The sequence below is a fragment of the Nocardioides sp. S-1144 genome, assembly GCF_005954645.2.
Taxonomy (GTDB): domain Bacteria; phylum Actinomycetota; class Actinomycetes; order Propionibacteriales; family Nocardioidaceae; genus Nocardioides; species Nocardioides dongxiaopingii.
This window is the reverse complement of the sequence record NZ_CP040695.2, coordinates 349,902-367,609: the sequence shown is the minus strand read 5'-3', so window position 1 is coordinate 367,609 and position 17,708 is coordinate 349,902. Positions and strand designations below refer to the sequence as shown.

Genomic DNA, 17,708 nt, shown 5'->3' with positions numbered 1-17,708 from the left:
GTTCTCGCCATGACGAGCACCCTCTCCCCGTCCGGGACCCCCACCAGTCCTCCGCCCGGCCCGCCGGCCGCCACGGCCCGTGGCCTGACCCGCACCTACGGACGCGGTGACGCCGCCGTGCACGCCCTGCGCGGCGTCGACCTCGACCTGCCGCGGGGCCGCTTCACCGCCATCATGGGCCCCTCGGGGTCGGGCAAGTCGACGCTGATGCACTGCCTGGCCGGCCTCGACGTCCCCGACGCCGGCACCGTCGCGGTCGCCGGGGTCGCGCTGGAGAGCCTCGACGACACCGCGCTGACGCTGTTCCGGCGCGAGCACGTCGGCTTCGTCTTCCAGAGCTTCAACCTGCTGCCGATGCTCACCGCCCAGCAGAACATCGTGCTCCCGCTCGACCTCGCCGGACGCCGCCCCGACCCCGCGCGCCTCGCCGAGGTGGTCGACACCCTCGGCCTGCGCGACCGGCTCGGCCACCGCCCCTCCGAGCTGTCCGGCGGGCAGCAGCAGCGGGTCGCGATCGCCCGCGCGCTGGTCGCCCGGCCGGCGATCGTCTTCGCCGACGAGCCGACCGGCAACCTCGACAGCGAGTCCTCGGCCGAGGTGCTGGGCTTCCTGCGCCGCTCGGTGCGCGAGCTCGGCCAGACCGTCGTGATGGTCACCCACGAGGTCGACGCGGCGGCCCACGCCGACGACGTCGTCGTCATCGCCGACGGCGCCGTCCGGGCCCACCTGGTCGACCCGGGCGCCGACGTCCTCCTCGCGACCCTGCGCGGTGACCGATGAGGACCGTCGTCCTGGCCTCGCTGCGCACCCACACCCGCCGCTACGTCGCCGCCGCGCTGGCCGTCGTCATCGGCGTCGCCTTCGTGGTGACGACCGCGGCGCTGTCGTCGGCGACGCGCGACGGGCTCACCCGCGGCGTCTCGGCCCCCTACGACGGCGCCGACGTCGTCGTCACCGGCCTCTCCGGGCGCGACGCCGCCGCGCTGGTCGCGGCGGCCGCGGAGGACGGGCCCGACGGAGCCGAGGCGAGCGTCCTGGGCTGGGCCTCCCTGCCGGTCCGCCGCGACGACCGCACCCTCGACGGCGTCGACGAGGTCGCCCAGGTCACCACCACGCCGACGCTGCGCTGGCCCGAGCTGGTCGACGGCGCCTTCCCCGCCGGCGCCGGCGAGGCCGTCGTGGACGCCGGTGCCGCCGAGCGGGCCGGGCTCGCCGTCGGCGACGCGCTGGGCATCGGCCAGGGCGACCGGGCCCGCACGGTCCGCGTGGTCGGGCTGGTCGACTCCCCCTCGCAGCTGGTGCGGGCCGACGTCTACGTGACGTGGGCCGACCTCGCACCACACGCCGACGAGCTGTACGTCGACAGCCTGGCCTGGTCGGGCCCCACCGGGGCGCTCACCGACGTCGTGCCCGACGCGACCGTGCAGGACGCCCGCGACCACGTCGAGGAGGTGACCGCCGAGGTCAACCGCGGTGTCGACGTGGTGGCGATCCTGCTGCTCCTGTTCGCCTCGATCGCGCTGTTCGTGTCGGTGCTGGTCATCTCCAACACCTTCTCGATCCTCTTCGCGCAGCGTCAGCGCGACTTCGCGCTGCTGCGCTGCGTCGGTGCCACCCGCCGCCAGGTGCTGCGCTCGGTCCGGCTCGAGGCCCTCGTCCTCGGTCTCGTCGCCGCGGCGGCCGGCCTGGTGGCGGGTACCGCGGCCGGCCTCGGGATCGTCGCGGTGGTCAACGCCCGCTTCCCCGACGCCGACCTCGGCCGCGCCTCGGTCGCCCCGGGCTGGTACGCCGGCGCCGCGGTCACCGGCGTCGTCGTGACCCTCGTCGCGGCGTGGCTGCCGACCCGGCGGGTCACCACGGTCAGCCCGCTCGCCGCCCTGCGTCCCGACACCGGCGTCGACGTGCGCAGCGCCTCGGGCCGGGTCCGGGTCGCGCTCGGCGCGGTCGCCCTCCTCGGGGGCGCGGGCCTGCTCGCCGCGTCGGTCGCGACGACGAGCCCGTTGGTGATGGTGGTCGGCGGCGCCGCCGCGTTCGGCGGCGTGCTGCTGCTCGGGCCGCTGCTGGTGCCGGCGCTCATCGGGGTCGCCGGACGGGCGGCGTCCCGGGTCCTCGGCACCCCGGGCCGCCTCGCGACCGGCAATGCCGTGCGGCACCCGCGCCGCACGGCCGCCACCACCGCCTCCCTGCTCGTCGGGGTGACGCTGACGACCGCCGTCCTCACCGGGATGGCGAGCGCCCGCGGCGCCGTCGACGACGAGATGGACGCCTCGCACCCGCTCGACGCGACGCTGACCGCCGGCGGGGCCGGCCTGCCCGACGGCGCGCTCGACGTCGTCCGCGCCGTCGACGGGGTGGACGACGTGCTCGCGGTCCCCGGCGTCCGCGCCGACGTCGCCGGGCTCGGCGCGGTGGCGGTGCTCGGTCGCCCGGCCGACGTCACCGCCATCACCCGCGGCCCCGGCACCGGCCTCGAGGTCGGCGACGACGAGATCCTGCTCCCCCACGACCTCCTCCCGGCCCGCGGGGTGCCGCACCGGGTCGAGGTCACCGTCGGCGGCCGGACCGAGAAGCTCCGCGCCGTCCTGGGCGAGGGCTGGGGCTCGGCGGCCCTGGTCTCGGCGAGCACCCTCGCGGCGCTCACCGACACCCCGCGGACCACCGCGGTCTGGGTCCGCGCCGACGCCGACGCGGACGCCGGCGACCTCGCCGACGGCCTCGACACCGCGGCCGCCGGTCTCGGGGCCTCGGCCGACGGCGGCCTGGGCGAGCGGGGCTACGTCGACCTGCAGCTCGACGTCGTCACCGGCGCCGTGGTCGGCCTGCTCGGGATCGCCGTCGTCATCGCCCTCGTCGGGATCGCGAACACGCTGGGGCTGTCGGTCCTCGAGCGCGGTCGCGAGCACGCCCTGCTGCGGGCGCTCGGCCTGACCCGCCGCCAGCTGCGCACCATGCTGGGCCTCGAGGCCGTGCTGCTCTCGGTCGTCGCCACCGTGCTCGGCACCGTCATCGGGACGTCGTTCGCCTGGGTCGGCGTCCAGGCCATGGTGCGCCCGGTGGTGCCCGAGGCACCGCTGGTGCTGCCGCTCGGGCAGCTCGCGCTCGTCGTCCTCGTGTCGGCCGCGGCGGGGCTGCTGGCCTGCGTGCTGCCCGCCCGGCGCGCGGCGCGGGTCAGCCCGGCCGCCGGGCTGGCCCTCGACTGAGGGCCGCGGCCCGGACCCGGCTCAGGACTTGTCGAGGGACGGGCCGCCGGCGGCCGGCTTCTCCTGCCGCGCCGGCTCGCCCTCCAGGCCGAGCCGGCTGTGGCTGCGCCCGTAGAGGAAGTAGACGACGAACCCGATCGCCATCCAGATGAGGAACCGCTCCCAGGTCTCGCCGGTCAGGTTCAGCATCAGGTAGAAGCACATGAGGACCGACAGGGTCGCGACCACGGGGGCGAACGGCGTCCGGAAGGCGCGCGGGAGGTCGGGGCGGGTGCGGCGCAGGACCAGCACGCCGATGCTGACCAGGATGAAGGCGAAGAGCGTGCCGATGTTCACCAGGTTGGCCAGCGTCTCGAGGTCGAGGAAGCCGGCCAGGGCGGCGACCACGACGCCGGTGATGAGGGTGATCCGGTGCGGGGTGCCGAACTTCGGGTGGGTGCGGGCCAGGCCGCGCGGCAGCAGGCCGTCGCGCGCCATCGCGAAGGCGACCCGGCTCTGGCCGAGCATCAGGATCATGCAGACGACGATCAGCCCGATGCACGCCCCGATCGCGACCACGTCGCGCACCCAGGTGATGCCGGCCGCCTCGAACGCCGTCGACAGCGGGGCGGGGTCGTTGGGGTCGATGTCCTTGTAGCTCTGGACGCCGGTCACCACCAGGCTCACCGCGGCGTAGAGGACGGTCACGATGGCCAGCGAGGACAGGATGCCGATCGGCACGTCGCGCTGCGGGTTCTTGGCCTCCTCGGCGGTCGTCGCGACGACGTCGAAGCCGATGAAGGCGAAGAACACCACGGCCGCGCCGGAGATGACGCCGGCGACGCCGAAGATCGCGGGCTCGATGCCGAGCAGCGAGGTGATGAGCGGCAGGCTGCGGAACCCGCCGTCGGAGTCGGGCGTGGGCGCCGACTCGGGGATGAAGGGCACCCAGTTGTCGGCGTTGACGGCGGTCAGGCCGACGACGATCACGATCGCCACCACGAGCAGCTTGATGGCGACCACGACGAGGTTGAACGCGCTGGAGAGCTTGGTGCCGAGGATGAGCAGCCCCATCACCAGCAGCGCGATGATCACGGCCGGCAGGTCGATGAAGCCCTCGCTCGCCGACGCCACCTGGGTCGGCACCTCGACCCCGAAGATGTCGAGCACCGTCTGGAAGTAGCCGGAGAAGCCGGCGGCCAGGGCGGCGGACCCGATGGTGAACTCGAGCACGAGGTCCCAGCCGATGGTCCAGGCGACGAGCTCGCCGAGCGTCGCGTAGCTGAACGTGTAGGCGCTGCCGGCCACGGGGACGGTCGAGGCGAACTCCGCGTAGCAGAGGCCGGCGAGGCCGCAGGCGATCGCGGCGATCAGGAAGCTGAGCGCGAGCGCCGGCCCCGAGTTCGACGCGGCGACCTTGCCCGTCAGCACGAAGATGCCGGCGCCGATGATGACGCCGACGCCGAAGATCGTGAGGTCGAGGGCACCGAGGTCCTTGCGCAGCTTGGTCTCGGGGTCGTCGGTGTCGGCGATGGACTGCTCGATCGACTTGGTGCGGAACACGCTCATGACCGAGCAACCTGCCGCCTCGTGCCGGGCCGCGTCAACCACCCCCACCCCGGCAGGGGGACGGCCGCCCTCACGAGGTGGAGGCGAGCCACTCCGCGAACGTCGTCCGGCCGCGCGGCCCGTCGCTCCCGGGCGTCAGCGCACCGCTGCGCATCGCCCGTCCGGCGGCGCCCGGCAGCCGGACGCCGACCACCCGTCGTCCGAGGCCGCGGGCCCGGACCACGCGGCGCGACAGCGAGGGGACGTCGAGGCGCTCCGGACCGGCGAGGTCGGGCACCCGGCCCGACGGCCCCGCCTCGGCGAGGTCGACGAGCGCCTCGGCGACCTCGCGGGCCGCGACCGGCTGGCTCAGCATCCGCGGCACGAACGAGAACGGGCCGACGGCGGCGAAGTGCAGGGCCTGCTCGGCGAACTCGTGGAACTGCGTGGCCCGCAGCACGCTCCAGGGCTGGGCGCCCGCGGCGAGCAGCCGCTCCTGGAGCAGCTTGCCGCGGTAGTAGCCCGACGGCACGTCGTCGATCCCGACGATCGACAGCGCGACGTGGTGTCCGACGCCGGCCCGCTGCCCGGCGTCGATCAGGTTCGTGGTGACGCCGCCGAAGAAGGCCTCGGCCACGGCCCGTCGCTGCGAGGCGGTGCTGGTCACGTCGACGACCGCGTCGACGCCGGCCAGCCGCTCGACCAGCCCGGCGCCGCTGGTCAGGTCGACGCCCACCGACCGGGCCAGCGCCACGACCTCGTGACCCCGCTCCCGGGCGACGTCGACGACGTGGGTACCGACCACGCCGGTGGCGCCGGCGACCGCGAGCTTCATGGACCCATGCTGGCGCACCGGCCAGGATGGTCGCCATGGCGCACGACGAGACGCTGGCCACGCGGGTCCGCGAGCTGATCGAGCAGCCCGCCGTGGAGCGGAGGATGTTCGGCGGCCTGGCCTTCCTGCTCGACGGCAACCTCGCGGTCTGCGTCAGCGGGCGCGGCGGCCTGCTCCTGCGCGTCGACGACGACGCCGAGCGGGCGCGCCTGCTCACCCGCGACCAGGTCGGGCCGATGGTCATGGGTTCCCGGACGTCGACGACCTGGCTGGAGGTCGGCCCCGGCGCCCTCCGCACCCGGCGCCAGCTCGCCGCCTGGGTGGCCCGCGGGGTGGCCGCCGCCCGGTCGCGACCGCCGAAGTAGTGTCGGTGATCATGACCGATTGGCCGCAGGTCCGGCTGCACGTCGTCACCGGCAAGGGCGGCACCGGCAAGTCGACGGTGGCGGCCGCGCTCGCCCTGGCGCTGGCCACCCAGGGCCGCAACGTGCTGCTCTGCGAGGTCGAGGGCCGCCAGGGCATCGCCCGGATGTTCGACGTCGACCCGCTGCCGTTCGCCGAGCGCCGGCTCACCACCGGGCTCCCGGACGCCGACGGCGAGCCCGGCGTCGTGCACGCGCTGCACGTCGACCCCGAGGCGGCGCTGCTGGAGTACCTCTCGCTGTACTACAAGCTCGGCCGGGCCGGCCGGGCGCTCGACCGGTTCGGCGTCATCGAGTTCGCCACGACGATCGCCCCCGGCGTCCGCGACGTGCTGCTCACGGGCAAGGTCTTCGAGGCCGTGCAGCGCAACAGCCGCAACAAGGGCGCGATCCAGTACGACGCCGTCGTCCTCGACGCGCCGCCGACCGGACGGATCGTGCAGTTCCTCAACGTCAGCAACGAGCTGGCCGGGCTCGCCAAGGTCGGGCCGGTCAAGTCGCAGTCCGACACGATGATGACCCTCTTCCGCTCCCCGCGCACCGCGGTGCACCTGGTCACGGTGCTCGAGGAGATGCCGGTCCAGGAGACCGCCGACGGGATCGCCGAGCTGCGCGCGGCCGACCTGCCGGTCGGCGGCGTCGTGGTCAACCAGGTGCGCCCGCGCGACCTGACCCCCGAGCAGCTGGCCACCCTCGACGCCGGCACGGTCGCCGGCGAGCTGGCCGAGGCCGGGCTCGACGAGACGCAGGTCGACGCGGTGGTGACCGACCTGCTCCTCGGCGGCCACGAGCACGCCGAGCGCCGCGCCCTCGAGGCCGCGCAGCGCGCGATCGTCGACGCCCTCGACGTCCCGGCCTACGAGCTGCCGCGGCTCCCCCAGGGCGTCGACCTCGGCGCGCTCTACGAGCTCGCCGGCCTCCTCCGGGACCAGGGGCTCGCCTGATGAACCAGCCACCTCGCGTCGGCCCGTCCGGTCGCCCCCGCGGCGCGGAGGGCCCCGCCGTCCTCGACGTCGACGCCCTGGTCGACGACCGCGGCGTCGGGATCATCGTGTGCTGCGGCTCCGGCGGGGTCGGCAAGACCACCACCGCGGCCGCCCTCGCCCTGCGCGCGGCCGAGCGCGGCCGCCGGGTCGTCGTCCTGACCATCGACCCGGCCCGGCGGCTCGCCCAGGCGATGGGGATCGAGGCGCTCGACAACACCCCGCGCCCGGTCGACGGCGTCGAGGGCGGGGCTGGGGGCTCGCTCGACGCGATGATGCTCGACATGAAGCGCACCTTCGACGAGGTGGTCGAGAGCCAGGCCAGCCCGGAGAAGGCCCGCCAGATCCTGGAGAACCCGTTCTACGTCGCGCTGTCGAGCTCCTTCGCCGGGACGCAGGAGTACATGGCGATGGAGAAGCTCGGACAGCTGCACGCCGAGGCCCGCGCCGAGGGCAGCTACGACCTGATCGTGGTCGACACGCCGCCGTCACGCTCGGCGCTCGACTTCCTCGACGCCCCCGAGCGGCTCTCGAGCTTCCTCGACGGCCGGTTCATCAAGCTGATGCTCGCCCCGGCGAAGGGGCCCCTCAAGCTGGTCGGTGCCGGCTTCGGGCTGATCACGAGCGCGCTGACCAAGCTGCTCGGCGCGCAGGTGCTGCGCGACCTCCAGACCTTCGTCGCGGCGATCGACACCGTCTTCGGCGGCTTCCGGCAGCGGGCCACGAAGACCTACGCGCTGCTCCAGGACGACGGGACGGCCTTCCTCGTGGTGGCCGCGCCCGAGCGGGACGCGCTGCGCGAGGCGGCGTACTTCGTCGACCGGCTCAGCGCCGACCGGATGCCGCTGGCGGGACTGATCGTCAACCGTGCCGCGGTGCCGCCCGCCGGGGACCTGTCGGCCGACGAGGCGATGGCGGCCTCCGAGCGGCTGCGGCGCAGCGACCCGACGTCGACGACGGCCGGCCTGCTGCGCCTGCACGCGGACCGCACCCGGCTCGTGGAGCGCGAGGCCCGGCTGCGCGCGCGGTTCGCGACGTCGCACCCGCAGGTGCCGACGGCGGTGGTGCCGGCGCTCGCGACCGACGTCCACGACCTCGACGGGCTCCGCCGTGTGGGCGCGCTGCTGGGCGGGGACGCCGCCCCGTCGTGAGCCGGGCGGGCCCGGCGCCGGTCGTCAGACCTTGACGGTCTCGCGGGTCTGGTTGCGCGCGGTCTCGAGGACCGAGCGCCACGAGGCGGTGGGCCGGCGACGCAGGAGGGCCCGGCGCTCGCGCTCGGTCATGCCACCCCAGACGCCCCACTCGATCTGGTTGTCCAGCGCCTCGGCCAGGCACTCGGTGCGCACGGGGCACCCCTGGCACAGCGTCTTCGCCTTGTTCTGCTCGGCACCTCGGACGAAGAGCTTGTCCGGCTGCTCCGCACGGCAGGCAGCGCGCGGCGCCCAGTCCTCAACCCACATGATTGTCCCCACGTCGTCTGTCGGGAGTTCCGGCGTCCCCATGACGCCTCTTCCTCCGCAAGACCAAAGGTAAAGAGGAACCGGCCCGACCGACAGCCCTCGTTCGACCCAACTTGTCTAGTCCGAAATGACTAGTCCGGAGTGACCAGGGTGGCACTGGGGTGGTCCCCGGCCTCGAGGAAATCGGCGCGGTGCCGCCCCCTCACGTACTCTCGTAGCCGTGTCTCGACCCAAGTCCGAACGCCCTCGTCCCACGACGGTGCTGTCCCACCTCGGGGTGATGGTCGTCGTCGCCGCGGTGCTCGGCGTCGTCGTCTCCGGCCTCGCGATCCCGTTCGCGGGCGTCCTCGGCTTCGCCACGCGCAACACCGCCGAGACGATGGACAACCTCCCGAAGGAGCTCGACGAGGTCGCGCTGCCGCAGAAGTCGACCATCCTCGACTCCGACGGCAACGTGATCGCCACGGTCTTCAAGCCCGACGCCAACCGCACGGTCGTGCCCCTCGAGCGGATCTCGCCGATGATGATCAAGGCGCTGCTGGCGATCGAGGACTACCGCTTCTACCAGCACGGCGCCCTCGACCTCAAGGGCACGCTGCGCGCGCTCGCCACCAACGTCGGCGCCGGCGGCGTCGTCCAGGGTGGCTCGACGATCACCCAGCAGCTGGTCAAGCAGACCCTCCTCGCGCAGGCGAAGACCAAGGAGGAGAAGGCGGCGGTCACCGACGACACCTACGCCCGCAAGCTCAACGAGCTGCGCTACGCGATCGCGATGGAGAAGAAGCAGTCCAAGGACTGGATCCTCGAGCGCTACCTCAACACCGTCTACTTCGGTGCCGGCACCTACGGCGTCGAGACCGCCGCGCAGCGCTACTTCGGCACCAGCGCCAAGAAGCTCAACCTGAACCAGTCCGCGATCCTCGCCGGCCTGGTGCAGAACCCGTCGGCCTTCGACCCCACCAACCACCCGGAGCGCGCCCTCACCCGGCGCGACGTGGTGCTCGACCGGATGGCCCAGCTCAGCGTCATCCCGCAGAAGCGGGCCGACAAGACCAAGGCCTCCAAGCTGCAGCTGCGCACGCAGACCATGAACAACGGCTGCCTCGCCAGCGAGGCGGCGTTCTTCTGCAGCTACGTGCTGGAGTACCTGAAGAAGGACGAGTCGCTGGGCCGGACCGAGGCGGAGCGCTGGCGGCTGCTGCGCACCGGCGGCCTGACCATCCGCACCACCGTCGACCTCAAGGTCCAGGCCGCCGCCGACAAGGCCGTCGAGGGCCGCGTGCGCGCGACCGACCAGGCCATCGGCGCGCTCGCGATGGTCGAGCCGGGCACCGGCGCGGTTCGCGGCCTCGCGCAGAGCCGGCCGATGGGGGGCGACAAGGAGCGGGGCCAGACCTACCTCAACTACGTCGTGCCCTCGCAGTACGGCGACTCGAACGGCTTCCAGGCCGGGTCGACGTTCAAGGCCTTCGTGCTCGCCACGGCGATCGAGGAGGGCACCCCGCTCGACGAGACCCTCCCCGCGCCGGCCACGGCGATCATGCAGGAGGAGGACTACGAGAACTGCGGCGGCGAGCCCTACGGCTACGGCGAGTTCCCGATCGGCAACTCGGTGTCCTCCAACACCGGCTCCGAGAACCTGTACACCGGCACCCGCAACTCGATCAACACCTTCTTCCTCAACCTGGAGAAGGAGACCGGCATCTGCAAGCCCTACGAGCTCGCCAAGTCGATGGGGGTCGACCTGACCAGCCCCGAGGGCCAGAAGAACAAGGACGGCAACTTCGTCGTCTCGCCCGAGCGGGTGCCGTTCTTCACCCTGGGTGTCGCCGACGTGAGCCCGCTGGAGATGGCCGAGGCGTACGCGACCTTCGCCGCCCGCGGTGAGCACTGCGACTCCCAGCCGGTCACGTCGCTGTCCGACGCCAACGGCAAGGTGCTCAAGAAGTACCCCGCGCGCTGCACCCAGGTGATGTCGAAGACCACGGCCGACGCCGTCAACGACGTCCTCGAGGGCGTCATCAACGGCGGCTTCGCCTCCGCCCAGGCCCTCGACCAGCCGGCCGCCGGCAAGACCGGCACCACCGGCGGCTCGGGCAAGTCGCCCTCGGTGTGGTTCGTCGGCTACACGCCCAACATGGCGACCGCCGCGATGGTCGCCGGCGCCAACGAGTTCGGCACCCCGATCGGCCTCGACGGCCTCACCATCAACGGCGTCCAGGTCAGCGCGTCCGGGTCCGGCCTGGCCGCCCCGATCTGGGGCGACGCGATGAAGGTCATCGACGACGACCTGCCCAACGAGCAGTTCGTCTACCCCAGCTCCGTGCCCGGCGCCGGCAACGAGAGCGTCTACGTGCCCCCGCCGCCGAGCCCGAGCGGTGGCGGACGCGGCGACGGCCGCGGCGGACGTGGCGGCGGCCGCGGGCGCTGACCCGCCCCCCAAACCCCGAGAATCCGCTGACCCGTCAGTGATCACTGACGGGTCAGCGCTCAGGCGAGCTGGCGGCGCACCTCGGCGGCGACCGCGCCGCCGTCGGCGCGACCCTTGACCTGCGGCTGGACGACGCCCATCACCTTGCCCATGGCCCGCATCCCCTCCCCGGCCGCGCCCACCTGGGCGACGGCGGCGGTGACGATGTCGGCGACCTCCTCGGCCGAGAGCTGCTCGGGCAGGTAGACCGCGATCACCTCGGCCTCGGCCCGCTCCTTCGCGGCGCTCTCGGCCCGCCCGCCGTCGTCGAAGGCGGTGGCGGCCTCACGGCGCTTCTTGGCCTCGCTGGTCAGGACGCCGACGACGTCCTCGTCGCTGAGCTCCCGAGCCTCCTTGCCGGCCACCTCGGCGTTGGTGATGGCGGTGAGCACCATCCGCAGGGTCGAGGAGCGCACGGCGTCACGCGCCTTGATCGCGGTGGTCAGGTCGGCGCGGAGCTGGTCCTTCAGAGTGGCCATGATCGCCATTGTGGCAGCCTGACCCCATGGGTCTCGCGGGCATTCTGAGCCGGACGGTCGGTGCCGGCGCGCTGGCCGGTGCCGCGGTCACGGCGTACGCCGTCCACGAGGCCCGGCAGTACACGCTGCGCAGGGTCGAGGTGCCGTTGCTGCCGCCGGGAGCGGCGCCGCTGCGCGTCCTGCACCTCAGCGACCTGCACCTCACGCCCGGTCAGCGGCGCAAGCAGGACTGGGTCCGCGGCCTCGCCGACCTGGAGCCCGACCTGGTCGTCGACACCGGTGACAACCTCGCGCACCGTGACGCCGTCCCCGTCGTGTGCGACGCGCTCGGCCCGCTGCTCGACGTCCCCGGCGTCTTCGTGCACGGGTCCAACGACTACTTCGAGCCGACCCTGCGCAACCCGATCCGCTACCTGCTCCCCGACGACGGCACCCGCCACGTCACCAGCCCGGAGCTCCCGTGGCGCGAGCTCTCCCGACGCTTCACCGACGCCGGCTGGAGCGACCTGACCAACCGCACCGGCTCCATCCGGGTCCGCGACCTCACCCTCGCCCTGGCCGGGGTCGACGACCCCCACCTCGACTACGACCGGCTCGACGAGGTCGCGGGACCCGCCGACCCGGACGCCGACGTCCGGCTGGGCGTCGCCCACGCGCCGTACCTGCGGGTGCTCGACCAGTACGCCGCCGACGGCTACGACGCCGTCCTGGCCGGGCACACGCACGGCGGCCAGGTCTGCCTGCCCCGGCCCGGCGGCGCCCGCGCGCTCACCACCAACTGCGACCTCGACCCCGCGCGGGCCCGCGGCCTGCACCGGCACCCCGCCGACTCCCGGCCCGGCGACGCCGGCTCGGCCTGGCTCCACGTCTCGGCCGGACTGGGCACCAGCCCGTACGCCCGGATCCGGGTCGCGTGCCGTCCGGAGGCCACCCTGCTCACCCTGACGCCCGCCGCGGGCTGAGCGGGCGCGAGCCCACGGCGTGGCTCCAGCCCGAGCCGCGGGGCCGATTGGGGAGCGCGGCACCGGCTCCGGTATGCTCCGATGTTTGTGAGCCGATCTCGGTCGGTGCACATCGGGCTGTGGCGCAGCTTGGTAGCGCGCTTCGTTCGGGACGAAGAGGCCGCAGGTTCAAATCCTGTCAGCCCGACCCCTTCACCACGCGAGACCCCGGTCGAGGAGAACCTCCTCGAACCGGGGTCGAGCCGTCTCCGGGGCACCGCCCCCGTGCCACACTGACCGGCATGCCAGACGAGGAGACCCCCTCGGACGCGGGACGTCCGAGCCTGGAGCCCCCGCGGCTCCTCGGTCGCAGGAAGCGGCCGCGAGCCCGCCCGGCGCCCGAGCCGGCCCCCGTCGAGGCCACGGTCGTGCCGGAGCCGGAGCCCGTGCCGGTCCCCGAACCCGCACCGGTCCCCGAGCCCGAGCCGGTCCCCGAGCCCGAGCCGGTCCCGGAGCCCACACCGGTCCCGGAACCCGAGCCGATCCCTGCGCCGGAGCCCGTCCCCGAGCCCGACCCGGTGTTCGCGGACGTCGGCAGCGACTCCCCCGACGCGGACCCGGCGACCGCCCGCGGGCTGCGGCTGCCGCGGCCCGGGCGCCGTCCTGCCTCCCCGAACCCCGCACCCTCCGCCGCGAGCAGGGCAGCGACCGGTGCCGCGGCCGGCCCAGACGACGGCAACACCGTCGTCGAGGAGCGCGCGTCCGGCCCGGAACCGGCCCGTGAGCGTCCCGCACCACCCCTGACCGGCCTCCCCGCCGCGCTGGCGGTGGGCGCGGTCGTGGGCGCGGTCCTGGTGGTCCTGACCCTGCTCGGCACGGCCGGCTGCGACGCCGTCCGCGGGACGTCGTCCTGCGGCACCGGCCTCGGCATGGCCGGGCTCGTGGTCATCCTGGCCCTGGCGATCACGGCCGGCAGCGTGCTGCTGCGCGTCGTGCAGGTGCCCGACCCCGGGGCGACGAGCTTCCTGGCCGTCTGCCTGGTCGGCGTCGTCACGCTGCTCGTGCTCGTCGACGTCCTCGGGTCGAGGGCGATGCTGGTGGTGGTCCCGGTGCTCGGCGCGCTCGCCTACGGCCTCTCGTGGTGGGTCACCACGACGTTCGTCGACTCCGACACCTGAGCCCCGGCCCGCCGGCCGGGCAGGGCGCCTACCGGGTCGCGGCGAGCAGCTCGGCGATCTGCACGGTGTTGAGGGCGGCGCCCTTGCGCAGGTTGTCGTTGGAGATGAACAGGGCGAGACCGCGCGCGCCGTCGACGCCCGGGTCCTGGCGGATCCGGCCGACGTAGGACGGGTCCTGCCCGGCGGCCTGCAGCGGCGTCGGGATGTCGCTCAGCTCGACCCCGGCGGCGGCACCGAGCAGCTCGCGGGCCCGCTCGACCGGCATCGGCCGCTCGAACTCGGCGTTGATCGCCAGCGAGTGACCGGTGAAGACGGGCACCCGCACGCAGATGCCCGAGACGCGCAGGTCGGGCAGGCCGAGGATCTTGCGCGACTCGTTGCGGAGCTTCTGCTCCTCGTCGGTCTCGAAGAGGCCGTCGTCGACGATCGACCCGGCCAGCGGCAGCACGTTGTAGGCGATCGTGCGCGCGTACTTGCCCGGCTCGGGGAAGGCCACCGCGGCGCCGTCGTAGGCGAGCTCACGGGCCTTGTCGCCGCCGGCGGCGACCTGGGAGGCGAGCTCCTCGACGCCGGCGACCCCGGACCCGGAGACGGCCTGGTAGGTCGAGGCGATCAGGCGCACCAGCCCGGCGTCGTCGTGCAGGGGCTTGAGGACCGGCATCGCGGCCATGGTCGTGCAGTTCGGGTTCGCGACGATGCCGCGGCCACCGGGCCCGGTCGCCAGGGCGAGGTCGCCCGGGTTGACCTCGGAGACCACCAGCGGGACGTCGGGGTCCATCCGGAACGCCGAGGAGTTGTCGACGACGACCACGCCGGCGGCGGCGAAGCGGTCGGCGTGGGCCCGCGACGTGGTGGCGCCGGCGGAGAAGAGCGCGATGTCGAGCCCGGTCGGGTCGGCCGTGGCGGCGTCCTCGACGGTGATCTCGCGACCCGCGAACGGCAGCACGGTGCCGGCCGAGCGGGCCGAGGCGAAGAAGCGGACCCCGTCGGCAGGGAAGGCCCGCTGCTCGAGGATCTGGCGCATGGCGACGCCCACCTGGCCGGTGGCGCCGACGATGCCGATGTTCACGGCCATGTCAGTTGTCCTTTCGGGTCCCCGCGGCGTCGGCCGCGGGGTGGAGCAGGAGGAGGAGGGACCCGGCGGGCCGCATCAGCGGCCCGTGCCGCCGTAGACGACGGCCTCGACCTCGTCGGCGTCGAGGTCGAAGGCCGTGTGGGTGGCCGCGACGGCCGCGTCGACGTCGATCTCGCTGACCACGACCGAGATCCGGATCTCCGAGGTCGAGATCATCCCGATGTTGACGCCGGCCTCGGCGATCGAGGCGAAGAACTTGGCGGTCACGCCCGGGTGCGAGCGCATCCCGGCGCCGATGAGGGAGACCTTGCCGATCGTCTCGTCGTACTGGAGGGACTCGAAGCCGACCTCGTCCTGCAGCGCGTCGAGGGCCGCCATCGCGACGGCGCCGTCGCTGCGGGGCAGCGTGAAGGAGATGTCGGTGAGGTTGGTCGCGGCCGCCGAGACGTTCTGGACGATCATGTCGAGGTTGATCTGGGCGTCGGCGAGCGCGGTGAAGATCCGCGCGGCCTCCCCGACCTTGTCGGGCACGCCGACGACGGTGATCTTGGCCTCGCTGCGGTCGTGGGCGACGCCGGCGATGATCGCTGCTTCCATGGTGCTCTCCTGGTGTGCCTGGTCGTCGATGCTGCCGCGGACGATGGTGCCCTCGAGGTGGCTGAACGACGACCGGACGTGGATCGGGATGTCGTAGCGGCGCGCGTACTCCACGCACCGCAGGTGGAGGATCTTCGCGCCGCACGCGGCGAGCTCGAGCATCTCCTCGTAGGTGACCGTGTCGAGCTTGCGGGCCGTCGGGACGATGCGGGGGTCGGCGGTGAAGACGCCGTCGACGTCGGTGTAGATCTCGCAGACGTCGGCGTCCAGCGCGGCCGCGAGCGCGACCGCGGTGGTGTCGGTGCCGCCGCGCCCGAGCGTGGTGATCTCCTTGGTGTCCTGGGAGACGCCCTGGAACCCGGCGACGATGACGATGTGGCCCTCGTCGATCGCGGACTGGATCCGCCCCGGCGTGACGTCGATGATCTTGGCCTTGCCGTGCACCGAGTCGGTGATGACGCCGGCCTGGGAGCCGGTGAAGGAGCGTGCGCTGAACCCGAGGTCGGAGATGGCCATCGCAACCAGCGCCATCGAGATCCGCTCGCCGGCCGTCAGCAGCATGTCGAGCTCGCGGGCCGGCGGCAGCGGGCTGACCTGGCTGGCGAGACCGAGCAGCTCGTCGGTGCTGTCGCCCATCGCGGACACGGCGACGACGACGTCGTTGCCGTCGCGCTTGGCCTCGACGATCCGTCGCGCGACCCGCTTGATCGCCTCGCCGTCGGCGACCGACGATCCGCCGTACTTCTGCACGACAATGCCCACCGGGCTCACTCCTGTTGTCGAGGACCTCTTCCGGACCCGATTCTAGGTGCCCGCGCCCCTCGACCCCGGCGTCCTGTCCATCGGTGGACGCCGGGCCGGCCGCGCGGTGCGGCGGCTACTGCTCGAGGACCGCCTCGACCACCTCGAGCAGCTCGTGCTCGGAGTCGTTGTCGACGTCGAGGCGGTCGTGGGCGACCACCGACAGCAGCGCGTTCAGGGCGGCGCCGGCCAGGTTGCCCCACGAGGAGACGTAGGAGAACTGCCACCACCACAGCGCCTCGTCGACGTGGCCGGAGCGGAAGTGCCGCAGCCCGTTCTCGAGGTCGGTGGCGATGCTGGCGAGGTCGTCGGAGAGCTGGCTCGCGACGAGCTCGGGCACGTAGGGGTCGAAGACGAGGGCGTAGGTGTCGACGTTGCCGAGCATCTCGGCCAGCCGCAGCCGCATGTCGTCGACGTCGGCCTCCGGACCGACGTCGGGCTGGTACTCCGCGCGCGGCGTGAAGTCACGCTGGACGCCGAGCCGGGCCCCGGCCAGGAGCACCTGGCTGATCTCGAGCAGCAGCAGCGAGATGGCGCGGCTGCCGTCGGCCTCCCGGGCGATCGCGCGCAGCGCCAGCAGGAAGCTCGACACGGAGTCGGCGATCTGCTGGGCGAAGTCCTCGATCTCGCCGTCGATGGTGGGGTCGTTGCCGGGCTGCGTCATGGCGCTGCCTGCCTTCCTACGAATGCTCGTCCGAGGGTCACTTCGTCTGCGTACTCGAGGTCTCCGCCCACCGGCAGTCCACTGGCCAGCCGGGTGACACGCAACCCCAGCGGACGCAGCAGCCGGGTGAGGTAGGTCGCGGTCGCCTCGCCCTCGAGGTTGGGGTCGGTCGCGAGGATGATCTCGGTGAGCTCGCCGTCGGCGAGCCGGGTCATCAGCTCGCGGATGCGGAGCTGGTCGGGCCCGACGCCGTCGATCGGCGAGATCGCACCGCCGAGCACGTGGTAGCGCCCCCGGAACTCCCGGGTGCGCTCGATGGCGACGACGTCCTTGTACTCCTCGACCACGCAGAGCACGGTCGGGTCGCGGCGCGGGTCGGTGCAGATGCGGCAGTGCTCGGACTCGGAGACGTTGAAGCAGGTCGCGCAGAAGCGGACCTTCGCCTTCACCTCGACGAGGACGTCGGAGAGCCGGCGCACGTCGACCGGGTCGGCCTGCAGCAGGTGGAACGCGATCCGCTGGGCGCTCTTGGGTCCGACCCCGGGCAGCCGCCCGAGCTCGTCGATGAGGTCCTGGACCACGCCTTCGTACACGGGTGCAGCCTAGGTGGGCGGACCGACAACGCGGTCCACCCCCCGCCGGGGGTCAGAAACCGAGCTGGCCGGACCCGCCGCCCGGCTGCCCCAGGTCGGGCATCCCCGGCAGGCCACCACCGGCGGCCAGGGGGCCCATCGCCGTCGCGGCGGCCTCGTCGGCGCGGCCCTTGGCGTCGCGGTAGGCCGCGACGATCACGTCGCCCAGGTCGGTGAGCGACTCGGCGTCGTCGCCGTCGACCGAGCCGGGCGCGATGTCGATGCCCAGCAGGTCGCCGGTGCCGCTGACCTTCACGGTCACGCCCGCGACGCTGCCCTCCACCACGGTCTCGGCCAGGCGCTCCTGGGCCTGCATCAGCTGGGCCTGCATCTGCTGGGCCTGCTCGAGCAGGGCGTTCATGTCGAAGCCGCCGGAGCCGCCGAACGGGTTGTCGGTCATCGTGTGGGTCCCTCGCTGGTCGTCGGTCTGCTGGTGGTGGGTCT

General features: G+C 73.5%; 17 protein-coding genes and 1 tRNA gene. 9 read left to right on the top strand and 9 right to left on the bottom strand.

What is annotated here, in order from left to right:
- The first annotated feature begins 9 nt into the window (after nucleotides 1-9).
- Together FE634_RS01810 and FE634_RS01805 are read left to right on the top strand one after the other, a co-directional pair.
- Nucleotides 10-780 carry an ABC transporter ATP-binding protein gene (locus tag FE634_RS01810; RefSeq protein ID WP_148240286.1) on the top strand — a complete coding sequence of 257 codons (771 nt, stop codon included), beginning with the start codon at nucleotides 10-12 and terminating at the stop codon, nucleotides 778-780.
- Nucleotides 777-3,200, top strand: a complete 2,424-nt coding sequence (locus FE634_RS01805; protein WP_137295138.1) for an ABC transporter permease — start codon at nucleotides 777-779, stop codon at nucleotides 3,198-3,200. Before FE634_RS01810 ends, FE634_RS01805 begins: the two co-directional genes overlap by 4 nt.
- 21 nt (nucleotides 3,201-3,221) lie before the next feature.
- Here FE634_RS01805 and FE634_RS01800 read toward each other — a convergent pair whose 3' ends face one another.
- Together FE634_RS01800 and FE634_RS01795 are read right to left on the bottom strand one after the other, a co-directional pair.
- A complete protein-coding gene (locus tag FE634_RS01800; protein ID WP_138874915.1) occupies nucleotides 3,222-4,748 on the bottom strand; it encodes an amino acid permease in 1,527 nt (508 codons plus the stop codon).
- Nucleotides 4,749-4,818: 70 nt separating this feature from the next.
- Complete coding sequence (locus FE634_RS01795) at nucleotides 4,819-5,562, bottom strand: SDR family oxidoreductase (RefSeq protein ID WP_138874914.1); 744 nt, start codon at nucleotides 5,560-5,562, stop codon at nucleotides 4,819-4,821.
- A gap of 35 nt (nucleotides 5,563-5,597) precedes the next feature.
- Here FE634_RS01795 and FE634_RS01790 point away from each other — a divergent pair, with 35 nt between their 5' ends.
- The 3 genes from FE634_RS01790 to FE634_RS01780 are packed head-to-tail and all read left to right on the top strand — an operon-like array spanning nucleotide 5,598 to nucleotide 8,118.
- Nucleotides 5,598-5,927, top strand: a complete 330-nt coding sequence (locus tag FE634_RS01790) for a TfoX/Sxy family protein (protein ID WP_138874913.1) — start codon at nucleotides 5,598-5,600, stop codon at nucleotides 5,925-5,927.
- Nucleotides 5,928-5,938: 11 nt separating this feature from the next.
- Nucleotides 5,939-6,928: an ArsA-related P-loop ATPase gene (locus FE634_RS01785; protein WP_137295134.1), complete on the top strand. Its 990-nt coding sequence runs from the start codon at nucleotides 5,939-5,941 to the stop codon at nucleotides 6,926-6,928.
- Nucleotides 6,928-8,118, top strand: coding sequence for an ArsA family ATPase (locus FE634_RS01780; protein ID WP_137295133.1), 1,191 nt, complete (start codon nucleotides 6,928-6,930; stop codon nucleotides 8,116-8,118). Before FE634_RS01785 ends, FE634_RS01780 begins: the two co-directional genes overlap by 1 nt.
- Nucleotides 8,119-8,142: 24 nt before the next feature.
- Here FE634_RS01780 and FE634_RS01775 read toward each other — a convergent pair whose 3' ends face one another.
- A complete protein-coding gene (locus FE634_RS01775) occupies nucleotides 8,143-8,427 on the bottom strand; it encodes a WhiB family transcriptional regulator (RefSeq protein WP_137295132.1) in 285 nt (94 codons plus the stop codon).
- A gap of 220 nt (nucleotides 8,428-8,647) precedes the next feature.
- On the opposite strand from FE634_RS01775, the gene FE634_RS01770 reads away from it, so the two are divergent.
- Nucleotides 8,648-10,858 (top strand): transglycosylase domain-containing protein, encoded by a 2,211-nt coding sequence (locus tag FE634_RS01770; RefSeq protein WP_148240285.1) that lies wholly within the window; start codon nucleotides 8,648-8,650, stop codon nucleotides 10,856-10,858.
- Nucleotides 10,859-10,917: 59 nt separating this feature from the next.
- On the opposite strand, the gene FE634_RS01765 is transcribed toward FE634_RS01770, so the two are convergent.
- Nucleotides 10,918-11,376 (bottom strand): GatB/YqeY domain-containing protein, encoded by a 459-nt coding sequence (locus FE634_RS01765; RefSeq protein WP_138874911.1) that lies wholly within the window; start codon nucleotides 11,374-11,376, stop codon nucleotides 10,918-10,920.
- Nucleotides 11,377-11,402: 26 nt separating this feature from the next.
- Here FE634_RS01765 and FE634_RS01760 point away from each other — a divergent pair, with 26 nt between their 5' ends.
- The 3 genes from FE634_RS01760 to FE634_RS20890 all read left to right on the top strand — a co-directional run bounded on the left by FE634_RS01760 (nucleotide 11,403) and on the right by FE634_RS20890 (nucleotide 13,495).
- Nucleotides 11,403-12,338, top strand: coding sequence for a metallophosphoesterase (locus FE634_RS01760; protein WP_138874910.1), 936 nt, complete (start codon nucleotides 11,403-11,405; stop codon nucleotides 12,336-12,338).
- A 113-nt stretch (nucleotides 12,339-12,451) separates the two neighbouring features.
- Nucleotides 12,452-12,525: transfer RNA gene (locus tag FE634_RS01755), tRNA-Pro, on the top strand.
- 94 nt (nucleotides 12,526-12,619) lie between these two features.
- Nucleotides 12,620-13,495 (top strand): hypothetical protein, encoded by an 876-nt coding sequence (locus FE634_RS20890; protein ID WP_187366802.1) that lies wholly within the window; start codon nucleotides 12,620-12,622, stop codon nucleotides 13,493-13,495.
- A 28-nt stretch (nucleotides 13,496-13,523) separates the two neighbouring features.
- Here FE634_RS20890 and FE634_RS01740 read toward each other — a convergent pair whose 3' ends face one another.
- The 5 genes from FE634_RS01740 to FE634_RS01720 form a co-directional block, all read right to left on the bottom strand.
- Complete coding sequence (locus FE634_RS01740; RefSeq protein ID WP_138874908.1) at nucleotides 13,524-14,570, bottom strand: aspartate-semialdehyde dehydrogenase; 1,047 nt, start codon at nucleotides 14,568-14,570, stop codon at nucleotides 13,524-13,526.
- 75 nt (nucleotides 14,571-14,645) lie between these two features.
- A complete protein-coding gene (locus FE634_RS01735) occupies nucleotides 14,646-15,929 on the bottom strand; it encodes an aspartate kinase (RefSeq protein WP_137295127.1) in 1,284 nt (427 codons plus the stop codon).
- Between the two features lie 115 nt (nucleotides 15,930-16,044).
- Entirely contained in the window at nucleotides 16,045-16,632 is a 588-nt protein-coding gene (locus FE634_RS01730; protein ID WP_137295126.1) for a DUF5063 domain-containing protein, read from the bottom strand.
- Entirely contained in the window at nucleotides 16,629-17,225 is a 597-nt protein-coding gene (gene recR / locus FE634_RS01725) for a recombination mediator RecR (RefSeq protein ID WP_137295125.1), read from the bottom strand. Before recR ends, FE634_RS01730 begins: the two co-directional genes overlap by 4 nt.
- A gap of 52 nt (nucleotides 17,226-17,277) precedes the next feature.
- Complete coding sequence (locus tag FE634_RS01720; protein WP_138874907.1) at nucleotides 17,278-17,664, bottom strand: YbaB/EbfC family nucleoid-associated protein; 387 nt, start codon at nucleotides 17,662-17,664, stop codon at nucleotides 17,278-17,280.
- Between the last annotated feature and the right edge of the window lie 44 nt (nucleotides 17,665-17,708).